Genomic DNA, 15,212 nt, shown 5'->3' with positions numbered 1-15,212 from the left:
TTGAGCGTCAGGCCAGTGCGGCCTTGAGATCATCCACCAGGTCGGTGCGTTCCCAGGGGAACAGGTCACCTTCGGGCGTGCGGCCAAAGTGGCCATAGGCCGCCGTCACGCCATAGATCGGCTTGTTGAGCGACAGACCGACGCGAATGCCGCGCGGCGTCAACCCGCCCAGGCGCTGCTTGGCGACGAGTTCCACCGCGCGTTCCAGCGTGGCATCGTCCACCGTGCCGGTGCCGTGCGTATCGACATAGAGCGACAGCGGCTGCGACACGCCGATGGCATAGGCCACCTGGATCGTGCAGCGCTTGGCCAGGCCCGCCGCCACGATGTTCTTGGCGATATAGCGCGTGACATAGGCGGCCGAACGGTCAACCTTGGTCGGGTCCTTGCCCGAAAACGCGCCGCCGCCGTGTGGCGCTGCGCCGCCATAGGTATCGACGATGATCTTGCGCCCGGTCAGGCCAGCGTCGCCATCGGGGCCACCGATTTCAAAGCTGCCGGTGGGGTTGATGTGATAGACGGTCTGGTCCGACAGCAGCTCTGCCGGGATCACCGCGGCCACGGCCTGCTTCACCCAGGCTTTCAGTTCGGCATCCTTGGCGCCTTCGTCATAGCCCGGCTTGTGCTGGGTGGAGACGACGATCGCGGTGCAGGCCGCCGGGCTGCCGTCCTTGAAGCGCAGGGTCACCTGGCTCTTGGCATCGGGCTCCAGGAACGGCGCGGCGCCGGAATGGCGGTCGGCGGCCAGGCGCTGCAGGATCTTGTGGCTGTAATCGAGCGTCGCGGGCATGAGATCGGGCGTCTCATCGCAGGCAAAGCCGAACATGATGCCCTGGTCGCCGGCGCCTTCGTCCTTGTTCTCGCCAGCATCCACGCCCTGGGCAATGTGCGCCGACTGGGCATGAAGGTTGTTTTCAAAGCGGAAGTTTTCCCAATGGAAACCGTCCTGCTCATAGCCGATGCGCCGCACGGTGGCACGCACCACGGCTTCCACTTCCTCGCGCACGCCGGGCGCCCATTCGCCCTTGGCATCCATGATGCCGCGCCCGCGAATTTCGCCGGCCAGCACCACCAGATTGGTCGTCGTCAAGGTTTCGCAGGCAATGCGCGCCTCGGGATCCTTGCTCAGGAACAGGTCGACGATGGCGTCGCTGATCTGGTCCGCCACCTTGTCGGGATGGCCTTCGGAGACGCTTTCGGAAGTGAACAGGTAATCGCTGCGCATGGGCAAAGGGTCCGATATAAAGCAATCTTTATGTGCCGCCTCTAGCGCGGGCGACGGCGGGAGGCAACCAGCGCGGCCAAAAGAAGCGCTGCAGCCCACAAAAGCGGCAATATGTTGCCCATTCGCGCAAACGGCGTAGGGGGCAGCGCGGGTGGCACCAGCCCTTCGATGCGGCTCGCCACGTGCTGCGGGGCAAAGGCGCGTACGCCGCCACGGGCATCGATCACCGCCGAAATGCCGTTGGTGGTGGAGCGCAGCACCGGCAGCCCTTCCTCGATCGCGCGCAGCCGGGCCTGGGCCAGATGCTGTGGCGGGCCCCAGGCGCCGAACCAGCCATCGTTGGTCGGGTTGAACAGCACATCCGGGCGGTGGGCGCGGTCGATCACCTGGCCCGAAAAGATGATTTCATAGCACACCTGCACGCCCACGCGCGGCAGGCCCAGCGCCGAAAAATCCAGCGTGCGCGGCCCTGGCCCCGACCAGTAATCGAAATCGCCCGCCACCAGGCGCGACAGGCCCAGCGGCGTGAGCAGTCCGCGCATCGGCAGGTATTCGCCATAAGGCACAAGGTGCGCCTTGGCATAATGGCCCTGGATCACGCCCTGGCTGTCGATCGCGGTCACCACGTTCCACGCGCCGACCGGCATGGCGGCCGGGGCCGGATTGGGCGGAAACACCAGGTCGACCGCGCCGGTCAGCAGCAGCGCGCCCGGCCCGACCACGCGGCCCATGCGCGCCCGCGCCAGCAGTGGGTCGCCGCCATAGGTGGTGCCGGCATACCAGGCGCGGGGATAGCCTTCCTGCAGATAGTCGGGCACGCCGCTTTCAGGCCACAGCACCAGGCGCCGCTGCCCCGGCTGGCGCGGCAGGCTGAGTGCGGCGGCGCGCTGGAACTGTTCCTCATAGCGGCTGGCGTCGTTGATCTCGTCCTGGCCGATATTGGGCTGGACCAGGGTGAACGGCACGCTGCCCGTGGCCGTTTGCCCGCCCAGCGGTAGCAGGAACAATACTGCCGGCAGCGCAAAGTGAGCCGCCGCCAGGCCCCAGCGACGCTGCGCCCCGGCGCGCAGGGCAAACAGCCATTGCCCGGCAAGCAGCACGACCAGGCCCGACAGTGCATAAGTGCCTAGCCACGGCAGCACGCGCGCCAGGCCGGGCCGATCGAACCCGCCCAGCGCCGTGGCGGCCAGCGGGTTCCACGGGAAACCGGTGCAGACCCAGCCCCGCGCCCATTCGGTCACGATCCACAGCGCGGCCAGCGCCGGCACCGGCGCCAGACGCCAGCGCCGCCCCAGCCACCATGCCGCCAGCGTGGCCACGGCAGGAAACAGCGCAAGATAGACCGCCAGCAGCAGCACCGCGATCCAGCCCAGCCAGGCCGGCATCTGCGCCTGATAGGTAAAGGCCGTGGCGATCCAGCCATTGCCCACCGAAAAGTGGCCCCAGCCCCACAGCTCGCCCACCAGCAGGGCATGGACGGGACCTCGCGCGCGCTGCATCCGCGCCGCCAGCACGGCCAGCGCCAGCAGCGTCAGCGGCCACCAGTTGAGCGGGGCGAAGCCCAGCGCCCCCAGGCCGCCGGCCATGACAAGCACGGCCGCTTCGCTGCGGCGGGACAAACGATCATCGCCCAGCGCAACCAGCGCGGCGAAACGGGAACGGAGCCAAGCCTTCATTGCCCGGTTCTATGCGGCGGCGGCCCAGCAAGGGCAAGCGCGGTTGCGCCAGGGCGTGCGCCGCAACGAAAAAGGCGCCCGGAGTGCGGGCGCCTTTGTCATATTACCAGGCCTGGATTGGCCAAAGGGTTCAGCCTTCGGCGCTTTCCGGCAAGGGGTTCTTGCGCGGGCGGCCACGGCGCTTGGGCGCCGGTGCGGCTTCGGCCGAAGCGTCGCTCGCCGGCTCGGCCGCAGGGGCAGGAGCCGGAGTGACGGCCGGAGCGGGCGCGGGCGCCGGGGCTTCGGCGGCCGGCTCGCTGCGCACGCCGATCGCGGGCGGCAGGCTGGCCGGGTCGAGCCCTTCAGAGGCCACCGCGCTGCGGCGCGGGCGGCGTTCGGTGCGCTGCTGGCGCGGCCCACGCGGGCTGCGGCTTTCGCGGATGAACGGGTTGTCGCTCACATCGGTGACCGGCTCGCCTTCATCGGCGCGCACGCCTTCGAGCGGCACGGGCTGATCGGTATCAGCGGCGTTGGCAACAGCGGCCGAGGGGCGGCGATCTTCAAAGCGGCGACGGCTGCCCGAGCGGTCCGAAGCGCGATCAGCGCCACGGTCGGAACCGCGATCGTTGCCGGTTTCACCCTGGCGTTCGGTGCGGTCTGCCCGCTCCTGGCGTTCCGGGCGATCCTGGCGTTCAGACCGTTCGGGCCGCTCCTGGCGATCCTGACGATCTTGGCGTTCGGGCCGATCCTGACGATCGGCGGTGCGCACTTCGCGTTCCTCGCGGCGGACATAGGGACGATCGAACGCGGGGAAATCCCCTTCGATCGAGAAGTCCATGCCGTCGTCTTCGGGCTCGCCCTCGCTCCAGCGCTCGCCATTGCCGCTGTGGCGCTGGCGGGCTTCTTCCTGGCGCAGCCGGGTATCGGCAATCACGCGGAAATAATGGTCGGCAAATTGCAGATAGTATTCGGCCTGGACACGATCCCCGTTGAGGTGGGCATCCTGCGCCATCTTGCGATACTTTTCGAGCAGCTGGGGGGCATTGCCCCGCGCGCGGCTGTCGATGCGATTGAGCTGCTGGCCGCCACCTTGCGGACGATTGTTACCGCGGCCGCGCCGGCGGTTGTTCCCACGATTGTTGTTCAACTCAGGCACGTCCTTGTTTGGGGCGGCTGTCGGTAGCTTTTGCCGATCCTGTCGCCGCGCAACCCTCCGCCACGCGCCCGCAACGCGCGGGTGCGCAGATTCCCAGCATCTGCCAGCCGAAAGCCCCTGGTGAGAGGCCGATGCGGGCGCAAATGGTGGAGTTGGCCGGGACGGGAAGCCTTCATCCGTCGCCCTGCCTGATGGGACAATTAGTGATCGCTGGTCGGCTTGCCAAGCGAAATATTGTGGCAAAGCGTCATTTCCACAGCCCTGTCACGCCCGGCAAGATCGGGATGGACGCGCGCCGCCATGCCATGGTCGTGCGCGAGGGCCGCCACGGCCGCCCCCTGCCGCCAGCCGATCTCCACCACGGCCAGGCCGCCAGGGGCCAGAAGATCAGGCAGTTGCGGCACCAGCACGGCATAATCGGCCATGCCGTCTGCCCCGGCAAACAGCGCGCTGGCCGGCTCGAAATCGCGCACGCCAGGATCGAGCGCGGCATCGCTTTCCACATAGGGCGGGTTGGCCAGGATCAGATCGAACCGCCCCAGCGCGGCGGCCCAGTTGGGCTTGGTCCAATCGCCCGGCTGCATGCGCGCCCGCGCATCCAGGCCCAGGCGCAAGGCATTGCCCGCCGCCACGACCCGCGCCGCATCAGACCGTTCAATGCCGGTGCCCATTGCCTGCGGCCAGATCGACAGTGCCGCCAGCAGCAGTGCGCCCGAACCAGTGCCCAGATCGAGAATGCGCGCTGGCGGCCGCCCGGCCAAGGCCTGCCGCGCCACCTCGATCAGCGTCTCGCTATCCCCGCGCGGGATCAGCACCGCCGGGCTGACCGCCAGGTCCAGCCCATAGAACTCCTGGCTGCCGACGATATAGGCCACCGGCTCGTGCCCCTGCCGGCGCGCCACCAGCCGGGCAAATCCGCCCGGCACCGGCGCGTCCATGTGGCGCAGCAGCACATCGGTGCGCGTGCAGCCCAGCGCATGAGCCATCAAGACCTCGGCATCGAGCCGCGCGGTATCGCTGGTGGGGGCGAGCATCTGCGCCGCCTGGAAGAGCGCCTGGCGGACGGTTTGCGCGTGGTTTCCACCACCCCCGACCCCCTCCTCTAAAGAGGATGGGGCTTTGTCGTTGTTCTCCCCCTCCTCTTCAGAGGAGGGGGTCGGGGGGTGGTGCGAGGCCGAGAGCCCAGGCCAGCGATCAGGCAACCCCGCTGCCACCTCGACGATGCGCGTCAAAACCCCCTCCAGATTGCGCATCACCTCGTCATTGGTGAAACGCAGCGTGGTCAGCCCATGCTCGCGCAGCAGCGTGGCATCGCGACGTTCGTCTGCCTTGGCATCGTGGGTGATGCCATCGATCTCGATCGCCAGACCCTTGGCCGGGCACAGGAAATCAAGGATGCGCCGCTCCACCGCAGCCTGACGGCGGAACTTGAGGCCACCCAGTTGACTGGCCCGCAGCGCCTGCCACAGGCGGCGCTCGGGCTCGGTCGGCACGCGGCGCATGGTGCGAGCGTATTGGCGCAGGGTTTGCGTGTGGTTTTCACCACCCCCCGACCCCCTCCTCTGAAGAGGAGGGGGAGATTTGACCGCGCCTTGCCCCGCTGGGTTAGAGGGGGCTTTTGCGGCCTTATGCTCCCCCTCCTCTTCAGAGGAGGGGGTCGGGGGGTGGTGGCGGCCTGAACCGCGCTTCTCAGTCATCCATCGCGGCCAGACGCTTGGCCTGGTCTTCGGCGGTCAGCGCGTCGATCAGTTCGCCCAGCCCCGGCCCGGCCAGCACTTCGGGCAGGCGGTGGAGCGTCAGGTTGATGCGGTGGTCGGTCACCCGGCCTTGTGGGAAGTTGTAGGTGCGGATGCGTTCCGAGCGGTCGCCCGAGCCGACCAGGGCGCGGCGGGCCTCGGCCTCGGCGCCCTGGGCCTGTTCGCGGCGCAAGTCATACAGCCGCGTGCGCAGCACCTGAATCGCCTTGGCACGGTTCTTGTGCTGGCTGCGCTCGTCCTGCTGGGTCACCACCAAGCCAGTGGGCAGGTGAGTGATGCGCACAGCCGAATCCGTGGTGTTGACGTGCTGGCCACCGGCGCCGCTGGCGCGGTAGATGTCGATCTTGAGGTCCTTGTCCTCGATCGCCACGTCCACTTCGTCGGCCTCGGGCAGTACCGCCACGGTGGCGGCGCTGGTGTGGATACGGCCGCCGCTTTCCGTCACGGGCACGCGCTGCACGCGGTGCACCCCGCTTTCGAACTTCAGCCGCGCGAACACGCCTTGGCCGGCGACATGGGCGATCACTTCCTTGAAGCCGCCCAGCTCGCTGGCGTTGGCGCTGATCACTTCCACCTTCCAGCCCTGTTCGGCGGCAAAGCGTTCGTACATGCGGAACAGGTCTGCGGCGAACAGCGCGGCTTCATCGCCACCGGTGCCGGCGCGGATTTCCAGCATGGCCGGGCGCACGTCGGCCGAATCGCGTGGCAGCATGGCGATGGCCAGTGCGCGTTCGGCCTCGGGCAAGGCGCCGCGCAGCTGCTGCATTTCCTCTTCGGCCAGGGCGCGCATCTCGGCATCGGGTTCGTTGAGCGCGGCCAGGCTGGCCAGCTCGTCGCGCATCACCTGCACCGCGCGGGCCGCGCGGGCGACCGGCTCCAGCTCGGCATAGTCGCGGCTGGCGGCCACGAATGCCTCCCCTTCCAGCGTGCCCGAAGCCAGGCGCGCTTCCAGTTCGGCAAAGCGCGCGCCGATCTGGCCCAGACGTGCGTCGGAAACGGCCATCAGGCGGCGATGTGCGCCGGAATCGCGTGCAGCGCCATGCGTTCCTGCGTGCCGGTGGCCAGGTTCTTGACCGTGGCTTCGCCCGCCGCCAGTTCCTCGTCCCCCACGATCAGGGCAAAGCGCGCGCCGCTTTCGTTGGCGCGGCTCATCCGCTTCTTCATGTTGCCGCGATAGCCCATGTCCACCGTCAGGCCGCCGCGCCGCAGCGTGGCCGCCAGGCCCAGGCAGGCGGCCTCGGCCGCAGCGCCCATCGGCACGATCGCCACGTCGGCGGCCGGCTCGGTGATGGTGCGCGCATCGGCCACCAGCATGGCCAGGCGTTCGATCCCCGCGGCCCAGCCCACGGCCGGGGTGGCCGGGCCACCCAGCGCTTCGAGCAGGCCGTCATAGCGCCCGCCGCCCAGCACGGTGCCCTGCGCGCCCAGCCGGTCGGTGATGAATTCGAACGCGGTGTGGCGATAGTAATCCAGCCCGCGCACCAGCGCCGGCGCGCGCACCCAAGCAACGCCGGCGGCATCGAGGCCGGCCGTCACCTTGCCAAAGAAATCCTGCGCCTCATCAGTAAGATATTCGTCAATCTGGGGCGCAGTCTGAGTAAGTGCCTTGTCGCGCGGGTCCTTGGAATCGAGAATCCGGAGCGGGTTTTTCTCAAGCCGCTCCTTCGATTCGTCGGAAAGATCTGCTTCATAACGCCGGAAATAACGGATCAGGGCCTCACGCCAGGCTTCGCGGCTCGGCGCATCGCCCAGGGTATTGAGGTTGAGCGTCACGCCATCGGCAATGCCCAGTTCGCGCAGCAACTGATCGGCCATGACCAGCAGTTCCACGTCGGCCTGCGGTTCGGCCGCGCCGATCACTTCGGCATCGATCTGGTGAAACTGGCGATAGCGGCCCTTTTGCGGGCGCTCATAGCGGAACAGGGCCCCGTGCGTCGCGATCTTGAGCGGGGCGTGCTGCTGCCAGCCATTGGTGAGATAGGCGCGGGCGAGGCCGGCGGTGAATTCGGGCCGCAGCGTCAGCGATTCGCCGCCGCGATCCTCGAACGAATACATTTCCTTCGATACCACGTCGGTGGTTTCGCCCAGCGAGCGCGAGAACACCGTGGTCTTTTCGAAGACCGGCATTTCCACCCGGCGAAAGCGATAGAGCTTGCGCACGCGCTCGAACGTTTCCACGACATGGCCAAAGGCCTCGGCCTCAAGCCCGAAAATGTCCTGGGTGCCACGAATAGCCTTGGGTGTCGGAATGGTTTGCTTGCTCATGGCGCGCGCGGATAGCGGCTTTCGCGCGGTGGGGGAAGCATCCGTGGCGATCCGCCGCGTATTGTGCCCATCTGGCCGTTGCAGATGAGACCGCTTGGCGGCATGAAAGGCGCCATGCGCAAAACCCCCCAAGGCATTGGCCTGCTTTCCGCCCTTTCCACGTCCACCTTGGCACTTGCCACCCTGATCCTGGCGCAGCCCGCGCTGGCGCAGGTGCAGCCGGCGAGCAACAGCCGCCCGATGGCAGTGCCGATCGCTCATGGGGTGCCCGATGCGCAGGACGTGCCCTATCCCGGCACGATCGGGCTGCAGATCGATGCCACCGATCTGGCCACCGGGGCGTTCCGGGTGGTGGAAACCGTGCCGGTGGCGGCCGATGCCAAGGAACTGATCCTGCAACTGCCGGCCTGGCTGCCGGGTGAGCATGGCAATCGCGGCCCCGTGGCCGAGCTGGCCGGCATCACGTTTGAAGCCAAGGGCCAGAAGCTGGCCTGGACCCGCGACCCGGTGGAAGTGAACGCGTTCCACATCCCCCTGCCCGCCGGCACCAGCGAAGTGGTGGCCCGCTTCATCCACACCTCGCCGCTGCGCGACAGCGAAGGCCGCATCACCGTTACGCGCGAAATGCTCAACGTGCAGTGGGAGAAGATGAGCCTCTATCCCGCCGGTCACTATGTGCGGCAGATCAAGGTGCGTCCCACCGTCAGCTTCCCGCAGGGCTGGACCGTGTTCACCGCGCTGGATGGCAAGACGCAGAGCGGCGCGGGCAATACCGTGACCTGGGCCGAAACCGACTATGAAACCCTGGTCGATTCGCCGATCTTTGCCGGGCTCTATGCCGCGCGGCATGATCTGGGCCACAACGTCTATTTCGATCTGGTGGCCGACAAGCCCGAGCTGCTGGCGATCAAGCCGGAAAACCTGGCCGCCTATCGCAACCTGGCCGACGAAGCCGTGGGCGCATTCGGCGCGCGCCATTTCGATCACTACGATTTCCTGCTCGCGCTGACCGATCGCATGGGCAGCATCGGCCTGGAACACCACCGTTCCAGCGAAAACCAGCAGGAACCCAAGAGCCTGACCGACTGGGCCGCCTATGACTGGGACCGCAACGTGATCGCCCACGAATTCAGCCACAGCTGGGATGGCAAGTATCGCCGCTCGGCCAAGCTGTGGACGCCCGACTATCGCCAGCCGATGCAGGACAACCTGCTGTGGGTCTATGAAGGGCAGACGCAGTTCTGGGGCCTGGTCCTGGCCGCACGCTCGGGCGTGCAGAGCAAGGACGTGGTCTTGGGCAGCCTCGCCAACTATGCCGGCACGTTCACCCAGACCGCCGGGCGCGACTGGCGCTCGGTGGAAGACACGACGATGGATCCCATCTTCGCCGCCCGCAAGCCCAAGCCCTATTCCTCGCTTACCCGTAACGAGGACTATTACACCGAAGGCGCGCTGGTGTGGCTGGAAGCGGACCAGATCATCCGCGATGGCACCGGCGGCAAGAAGGGCCTGGATGATTTCGCCAAGGCGTTCTTTGGCGTGCGCGACGGCGATTGGGGCGTGCTGACCTATGAATTCGATGACGTGGTCAAGACCCTCAACGGCGTCTATCCCTATGACTGGGCCACGTTCCTCAAGACCCGCCTGCAGACGCCGGGCCAGCCGGTGCCGCTCGGCGGGATCGAGCGCGGCGGCTACAAGCTGGAATTCAAGGACGAGCCCAACCCCTATGACAAGGCGCGCATGGCCGATGCCAAGGTGCTCAGCCTGTTCAACTCGCTGGGCGTGACGCTGGACAAGGACGGCAAAGTCACCGCCTCGCGCTGGGATGGCCCGGCGTTCAAGGCGGGGCTGGTTTCGGGCATGCAGGTGATGGCCGTGAACGGCGACGCCTATGACGCGGACAAGCTCAAGGGCGCGATCACCAATGCCAAGACCGGCAACCCCGGCGCCGGCCGCCCGATCGAACTGCTGGTCAAGCGTGACGATCGCTTTGTCACGCTGCCGATCACCTATGCCGATGGCCTGCGCTGGCCGTGGCTGGTGCGCACGGCGCCGGGCACGGCACCGACCGGGCTGGACAAGCTGCTGGCCCCGCACGCCAGCAAGCTGCCCGTGGGCAAGGCTGCCAAGTGATGTCAGGGGCCGGGCCAAGCCTGCATCTGGGCCGCCTGGCCCCACCCCGCTTCATCCTGTTCCTGGTGCTGCTGATGGGCGGCACCGGGGCGTGGTGGGTGTGGCATCCCCTCACCCGCAACAGTGGCGAACTGGCCGATTCGCTGGCCATGGGCTTTGATTTTGCGGCGCTGGCATTCCTGTTGTCGCTGGTGCCACTGCTGCGCTGTGCCGATGCCGATACGATGCGGCAAAGCGCGGTGGACAACGATGCCAACCGCGTGCTGGTGCTGTGCATCACCACCGTTCTGACCGCAGTGGTGATGGCATCGATCGCCGGCGAGCTGCCCCGCGCGGCACATGGCGATTCGCTGGCAAAGCTCCGGCTGATCGGGACGCTGGTGCTGACCTGGCTTTTTGCCAACACGGTCTATGGGCTGCACTATGCCCATCTTTACTATACCCGCGATGACAGCAACGGGCGCGATCGCGGCGGGCTGGACTTTCCCGGCACCGACACTCCCGACTACTTCGATTTCGCCTATTTTTCATTCACCTTGGGCATGACGTTCCAGACTTCGGACACCGGGATCACCTCCGGCCGGATCCGCCGCATCGTCACGCTGCATTCGTTTGCCGCGTTCGTTTTCAACATCGGTGTGATCGCTTTCACCATCAACGCGCTGGGTGCGGGTTAACCAAAGCGGCGGGCTATCGATCACAAGTATTGTTGCGGCGCAACAGCCACGGCGCTAGAGCGCGTAGCACTGCGAACAACAACCGGCCCCGCGCGGGCCTGAACCAAGGCAAGACAGAACCGATGCGCATCGACCTTATCCCCACCGGGGACAATCCGCCCGAAAGCCTCAACGTGGTCATCGAAGTGCCGGTTGGCGGCGAACCGGTGAAGTATGAATTCGACAAGGATTCGGGCGCGCTGTTCGTCGATCGCATCCTGCACACGCCGATGCGCTATCCGGCCAACTACGGCTTCGTGCCGCACACCCTGTCGCCCGATGGTGATCCGCTCGATGCCCTGGTGATCGCGCGTTCGCCGTTCATCCCCGGCTGCGTCGTGCGTGCCCGCCCGATCGCGGTGCTGAACCTGGAAGACGAACAGGGCGGCGACGAAAAGCTGGTCTGCGTGCCGGTGGATTCGACTTTCCCCTACTACACCGAAGTGCTGGAAAAGGATCACCTGCCCGAGATCGTGCTCAAGCAGATCGAGCACTTCTTCACCCACTACAAGGACCTGGAAAAGGAAAAGTGGGTGCGCGTGGGCACCTGGGGCGGCGCCGACGATGCCCGCCGCATCACCACCGAAGCCATTGTCCGCTACAACGAAGCCAAGGCCGCCAAGGCCGCAGCCGAATAAGCCGCGCTTCCGCGCAAGTGGCATGAACAAGAGGCCAGGGTCAGCACCGACTCTGGCCTCTTTTCGTTTCTGGCTGCGCGACGTTTTCCGCCCATCAGCGGGACCCCGGATCAAGTCCGGGGTGACGATAAGTTTTTACGCCAACTATATTTTTCGTCACCCCGGACTTGATCCGGGGTCCCACGCCAGCCGTCGAATTACCGATGCCTCAAGCCGCGGCGCAGGCCTGGCAGCGGCCACGGATTTCCACCACGGGGCGCACGTCGGCAAAGCCGGCGTCGCGGGCAGCTTCGCGCAGGTGGCCGGTCAGGCTGTCGTTGTCGATGTGGGTCACCTGGCCGCAGGCGTCGCAGATCAGGAAGATGCAATCGTGGCGGCAGCCGGGGTGGCTGTTGGCAACATAGGCATTGGCGCTTTCCACCCGGCGCGCCAGGTTGGTGCGCACGAACAGGTCGAGGATGCGATAGACGCTGTTGGCGGCCACGCGCTTGCCCCGGCGCTGCCCCACGCTTTCGGCAATGTCATAGGCCGAGGCCGGACGTTCCTGCGCGGCAAGCGCGGCAAAGACATCGGCGCGCATGTCGGTCCACTGCTCGCCAGAAACGGTCAGCGCCTCGCGCGCGGCAGAAACCAGGCCTTCGCCGGCATAGTCATGATGAAGGTGGGAACCCATGTCCCAGAGATAGGCATTTGCCCACGCAGTTGCAAATCAGTGCTGCGTGAAATCGGGCTTCCACCACTGCGGGAACGTGCGGTGCAATGCATCCACCCGCGCCACGTCCCAGCGCAGGATATAGGGATGGCGCGGATTGCGGAAGGCAAAGTCCTGATGCTCGGCCGGGCCGGGATAGAAGCCGCGCCACGGCTCGATGCGCGTCACGATCGGCTGGCGCCACAGCTTGAGCGCCTTGAGCTGCGCCACATAGGCACGCGCCACGCGGGCCTGTTCCGGCCCGATCGGCACCAGCGCGTTGCGGTATTGCGGGCCGACATCGGGTTCCTGCCGGTCAAGCTGGGTGGGATCGCTGGCCACGCCGAAAAAGACCTGGAGCAGCTGGTCATAGCGGATGCGCGCGGGATCATAGGTCACGCGGATCGATTCGGCATGGCCGGTCGTGCCGGTGCTCACCGTCTCGTAATCCGCGTCGGCAGCGCGGCCGCCCTCGAAGCCTGACACCACACTGGTCACGCCGACCAGGTGGCTGAACACCGCCTCCATTCCCCAATAGCAGCCACCGGCAAAGACCGCGGTCTTGAGGCCGGGGGTTTCATGGGCGGCAATCACCGCAGGGGGCGCCTTGACCGGCGCATCGGCATGGGCGGGCTGCAGGCAGGCCGACAGGGCCAGCGCCAGCAGTGCGGGAAATGCCGCCCCCGGCCATGCCAGAAAGCGGCGCGCGCTCACTGCTCAGACCCCACGGTCGGCGCGGCCGATGCCGCCGCAACCGGCGCGAAGACATGGGCCGCGTTGAACACCGTAAACCCCATGGCGACGGCGCCGATAGCGAAGCCAACCAGGAGCGAACGGAAGAAATCTTTGCGAAGCAAACCCATGTTGAAGTTCCGGCAATAATCAGTTTCAAAATGCCACTTAGCACAGAAGCGACGTTTGCCCTAGTGCCAAATCGGCCATGTGGCGGAAAATCACTGCCCAACCGTGCATATTGTTCGACGAACGGCGTGAACCTAGCCCGGATCAGGGCCGCAGGGTCACCCACACCGGGGCGTGGTCGCTGGCCTTTTCCCGCCCGCGATAGGCCTTGTCGACGCCGGCCGACACCAGCCGATCGGCCAGTTCGGGGCTGAGCAGCGCGTGATCGATGCGAAAGCCGTGGTCACGTTGCCAGGCACCGGCCTGATAGTCCCAGAACGTCCAGACGCCGCCTTGCGGATGGTGCAGGCCGATCGCGTCGGTCCATCCCGCGCCCAGCAGGCGGTGATAGGCATCGCGCGATTGCGGCTGCATCAGCGCGTCATCGGCCATGGCGCGCGTGTCCCAGATATCGTTCTCACGCGGGATCACGTTGTAATCGCCCAGGATCGCGGCGGGCACTTCCTCGGCCCAGATCTGGTCCATGCGCGCGTGCAGGCGGTCCATCCAGCGCAGCTTGTAATCGAACTTGGGGCCAGGCTGGGGATTGCCGTTGGGCAGGTAGATGCACACCACGCGCACGCCGAACACATCGGCCTCGAGATAGCGGGAATGCTCGTCCTCCGGCTCTCCGGCCAGGCCGCGCTGCACTTCCACCGGCTTTTGCCCGTCGGCCAGGATCGCCACGCCATTGAAGCCCTTCTGGCCGTGCCAGATGGCGTGATAGCCGATCTTCTCGAACTCGGCCGCCGGAAAGCCTTCGTCCTGCGTCTTGATTTCCTGCAGGCAGGCCACGTGCGGCCGGGTTTCCTCCAGCCATTCGAGCAGGCGCGGCAGGCGCGCCTTGATGCCGTTGATGTTGAAGCTGGCCAGCTTGAGCGGGGTATGCGCGGGCGCGGTGCTCACACCGAGAAACTCGCGCCGCAGCCACAGCCCGATGCGGCATTGGGATTGGTCACGCGGAAGGCCGCGCCGCCCAGCGATTCGACATAATCGACTGTCGCCCCGCCAACCAGATCGAGGCTCATCGCATCGACCACCAGGCGCACGCCGTCGGTTTCCACCACGGTATCGTCAGCCTCGACCGCCTCGGCCAGGCCAAAGCGGTATTGAAAGCCCGAACAGCCGCCCCCTTCCACGGCCAGGCGCAGGATCGCGGGCTTGGCCTGCTTGGCGGCGATCGTGGCCACGCGCGCGGCGGCCGAGGGGGCGAGGATGATGGAGGGCTGGCTCATGCCTTGCGAGATAGGCGCGGCAGGCAGGCTGCTCAAGTGCCTGTGGACATATGCCGCCCGCTATCGGTAGCACGAGCGCCATGACCACACCGCTGCCCCCTCGCTTCATCCCCGGCCCGCACGGCCTGCGCCTGGCCACCCGCTTTGTGCCCGGCACTGGCCCGGCGCTGGTGTTCCTGCCCGGCTACATGTCAGACATGGCGGGGGGAAAGGCCCAGGCGGTGATGGATTGGGCGGTGGCACAGGGGCGTGCCTGCCTGTTGCTCGATTATTCCGGCTGCGGCCTGTCGGAAGGCGAATTTGCCCAAGGCACGCTGTCGCGCTGGCGGGACGAGGTCGTGGCGCTGGTCGCGGCGCATGATCTCGACGCAGTGGTGCTGATCGGGTCGAGCATGGGCGGCTGGCTCATGCTGCTGGTGGCGCAGGCGCTGGGCACCAAGGCGCGCGCGCTGGTGGGCCTCGCCGCTGCCCCCGATTTCACCACCTGGGGCTATGATGCCGATCAGCAGGCCGCGCTGGCGGCGGGCGAGACGATCCTTGAAGACAATCCCTATGGCCCCGAACCCACGCCAACCCATGCCGCGTTCTGGGCGGATGGCCAGGCCCTGTTGCAATTGAACGATACCGTTCCATTCGATGGCGCCGTGCGCCTGATCCATGGCCAGGCCGATGCCGATGTGCCGTGGAACATCGCGCTGCGCCTCGCCGCGGCCCTGCGTTCAGCCGATGTGCAGGTCCACCTGATCAAGGACGGCGACCACCGCCTGTCGCGGCCGCAGGACATTGCCGTGCTGCTCGCCACGCTGACCCAGCTTCTGTCCGAATAGAGCGATACCCC

14 protein-coding genes and 2 pseudogenes are annotated in these 15,212 nt (G+C 66.8%); 4 read left to right on the top strand and 12 right to left on the bottom strand.

All coding sequences use genetic code 11. The features are described from left to right. Nucleotides 1–7: 7 nt before the first annotated feature. The 7 genes and pseudogenes from metK to hisS form a co-directional block, all read right to left on the bottom strand. Entirely contained in the window at nucleotides 8–1,225 is a 1,218-nt protein-coding gene (gene metK, locus SCA01S_RS04625; RefSeq protein WP_062783381.1) for a methionine adenosyltransferase, read from the bottom strand. Between the two features lie 41 nt (nucleotides 1,226–1,266). Then, a complete protein-coding gene (gene lnt, locus SCA01S_RS04620; protein WP_174544782.1) occupies nucleotides 1,267–2,901 on the bottom strand; it encodes an apolipoprotein N-acyltransferase in 1,635 nt (544 codons plus the stop codon). 130 nt (nucleotides 2,902–3,031) lie between these two features. Further along, entirely contained in the window at nucleotides 3,032–4,036 is a 1,005-nt protein-coding gene (locus tag SCA01S_RS04615) for a DUF4167 domain-containing protein (RefSeq protein ID WP_412103050.1), read from the bottom strand. A gap of 200 nt (nucleotides 4,037–4,236) precedes the next feature. After that, nucleotides 4,237–5,103: pseudogene (gene prmC / locus SCA01S_RS22510) on the bottom strand (peptide chain release factor N(5)-glutamine methyltransferase); the annotation flags it as partial. A gap of 156 nt (nucleotides 5,104–5,259) precedes the next feature. Beyond that, a pseudogene (locus SCA01S_RS23005) lies at nucleotides 5,260–5,733 on the bottom strand (endonuclease domain-containing protein); the annotation flags it as partial. Next, nucleotides 5,726–6,796, bottom strand: a complete 1,071-nt coding sequence (prfA, locus tag SCA01S_RS04605) for a peptide chain release factor 1 (RefSeq protein WP_062783375.1) — start codon at nucleotides 6,794–6,796, stop codon at nucleotides 5,726–5,728. The pseudogene SCA01S_RS23005 and the gene prfA, both read right to left, overlap by 8 nt. Next, nucleotides 6,796–8,058, bottom strand: coding sequence for a histidine--tRNA ligase (hisS, locus tag SCA01S_RS04600; protein WP_062783372.1), 1,263 nt, complete (start codon nucleotides 8,056–8,058; stop codon nucleotides 6,796–6,798). The genes prfA and hisS overlap by 1 nt, the downstream gene beginning before the upstream one ends. A 114-nt stretch (nucleotides 8,059–8,172) precedes the next feature. Here hisS and SCA01S_RS04595 point away from each other — a divergent pair, with 114 nt between their 5' ends. From SCA01S_RS04595 to ppa, 3 genes are all read left to right on the top strand, one after another. Further along, nucleotides 8,173–10,194: a M61 family metallopeptidase gene (locus SCA01S_RS04595; RefSeq protein ID WP_062783684.1), complete on the top strand. Its 2,022-nt coding sequence runs from the start codon at nucleotides 8,173–8,175 to the stop codon at nucleotides 10,192–10,194. Continuing rightward, on the top strand, nucleotides 10,194–10,871 hold the full coding sequence (locus tag SCA01S_RS04590) for a DUF1345 domain-containing protein (RefSeq protein ID WP_062783369.1): 678 nt from the start codon (nucleotides 10,194–10,196) through the stop codon (nucleotides 10,869–10,871). The genes SCA01S_RS04595 and SCA01S_RS04590 overlap by 1 nt, the downstream gene beginning before the upstream one ends. A gap of 122 nt (nucleotides 10,872–10,993) precedes the next feature. Beyond that, the gene (ppa, locus tag SCA01S_RS04585; protein ID WP_062783366.1) at nucleotides 10,994–11,548 is read left to right on the top strand and encodes an inorganic diphosphatase; all 555 of its coding nucleotides are present in this window, start codon (nucleotides 10,994–10,996) and stop codon (nucleotides 11,546–11,548) included. A gap of 208 nt (nucleotides 11,549–11,756) precedes the next feature. Here ppa and SCA01S_RS04580 read toward each other — a convergent pair whose 3' ends face one another. From SCA01S_RS04580 to erpA, 5 genes are all read right to left on the bottom strand, one after another. Further along, nucleotides 11,757–12,221, bottom strand: coding sequence for a Fur family transcriptional regulator (locus tag SCA01S_RS04580; RefSeq protein ID WP_022674521.1), 465 nt, complete (start codon nucleotides 12,219–12,221; stop codon nucleotides 11,757–11,759). A gap of 36 nt (nucleotides 12,222–12,257) precedes the next feature. Then, nucleotides 12,258–12,953, bottom strand: coding sequence for a peptide-methionine (S)-S-oxide reductase MsrA (gene msrA, locus SCA01S_RS04575; protein WP_084390770.1), 696 nt, complete (start codon nucleotides 12,951–12,953; stop codon nucleotides 12,258–12,260). Further along, nucleotides 12,950–13,102, bottom strand: a complete 153-nt coding sequence (locus tag SCA01S_RS22070) for a hypothetical protein (protein ID WP_156306527.1) — start codon at nucleotides 13,100–13,102, stop codon at nucleotides 12,950–12,952. The genes msrA and SCA01S_RS22070 overlap by 4 nt, the downstream gene beginning before the upstream one ends. Nucleotides 13,103–13,244: 142 nt before the next feature. Then, entirely contained in the window at nucleotides 13,245–14,045 is an 801-nt protein-coding gene (gene xth, locus SCA01S_RS04570; protein WP_062783363.1) for an exodeoxyribonuclease III, read from the bottom strand. Further along, the gene (gene erpA / locus SCA01S_RS04565; RefSeq protein WP_022674525.1) at nucleotides 14,042–14,374 is read right to left on the bottom strand and encodes an iron-sulfur cluster insertion protein ErpA; all 333 of its coding nucleotides are present in this window, start codon (nucleotides 14,372–14,374) and stop codon (nucleotides 14,042–14,044) included. The genes xth and erpA overlap by 4 nt, the downstream gene beginning before the upstream one ends. 80 nt (nucleotides 14,375–14,454) lie before the next feature. On the opposite strand from erpA, the gene SCA01S_RS04560 reads away from it, so the two are divergent. Continuing rightward, the gene (locus SCA01S_RS04560; RefSeq protein ID WP_062783360.1) at nucleotides 14,455–15,201 is read left to right on the top strand and encodes an alpha/beta fold hydrolase; all 747 of its coding nucleotides are present in this window, start codon (nucleotides 14,455–14,457) and stop codon (nucleotides 15,199–15,201) included. Nucleotides 15,202–15,212 lie beyond the last annotated feature (11 nt).

It is taken from the genome of Novosphingobium capsulatum NBRC 12533, from assembly GCF_001598375.1.
GTDB classification, from domain to species: Bacteria; Pseudomonadota; Alphaproteobacteria; order Sphingomonadales; family Sphingomonadaceae; genus Novosphingobium; species Novosphingobium capsulatum.
This window is presented reverse-complemented; position numbering and strand designations above follow the sequence as displayed.

Bases quoted from the DNA above. Each gene is read 5' to 3' on its own strand.
- metK (WP_062783381.1), bottom strand. From the start codon at position 1,225: ATGCGCAGCGATTACCTGTTCACTTCCGAAAGCGTCTCCGAAGGCCAT.
- lnt (WP_174544782.1), bottom strand. From the start codon at position 2,901: ATGAAGGCTTGGCTCCGTTCCCGTTTCGCCGCGCTGGTTGCGCTGGGC.
- prfA (WP_062783375.1), bottom strand. From the start codon at position 6,796: ATGGCCGTTTCCGACGCACGTCTGGGCCAGATCGGCGCGCGCTTTGCC.
- hisS (WP_062783372.1), bottom strand. From the start codon at position 8,058: ATGAGCAAGCAAACCATTCCGACACCCAAGGCTATTCGTGGCACCCAG.
- SCA01S_RS04595 (WP_062783684.1), top strand. From the start codon at position 8,173: ATGCGCAAAACCCCCCAAGGCATTGGCCTGCTTTCCGCCCTTTCCACG.
- SCA01S_RS04590 (WP_062783369.1), top strand. From the start codon at position 10,194: ATGTCAGGGGCCGGGCCAAGCCTGCATCTGGGCCGCCTGGCCCCACCC.
- ppa (WP_062783366.1), top strand. From the start codon at position 10,994: ATGCGCATCGACCTTATCCCCACCGGGGACAATCCGCCCGAAAGCCTC.
- SCA01S_RS04580 (WP_022674521.1), bottom strand. From the start codon at position 12,221: ATGGGTTCCCACCTTCATCATGACTATGCCGGCGAAGGCCTGGTTTCT.
- SCA01S_RS22070 (WP_156306527.1), bottom strand. From the start codon at position 13,102: ATGGGTTTGCTTCGCAAAGATTTCTTCCGTTCGCTCCTGGTTGGCTTC.
- erpA (WP_022674525.1), bottom strand. From the start codon at position 14,374: ATGAGCCAGCCCTCCATCATCCTCGCCCCCTCGGCCGCCGCGCGCGTG.
- SCA01S_RS04560 (WP_062783360.1), top strand. From the start codon at position 14,455: ATGACCACACCGCTGCCCCCTCGCTTCATCCCCGGCCCGCACGGCCTG.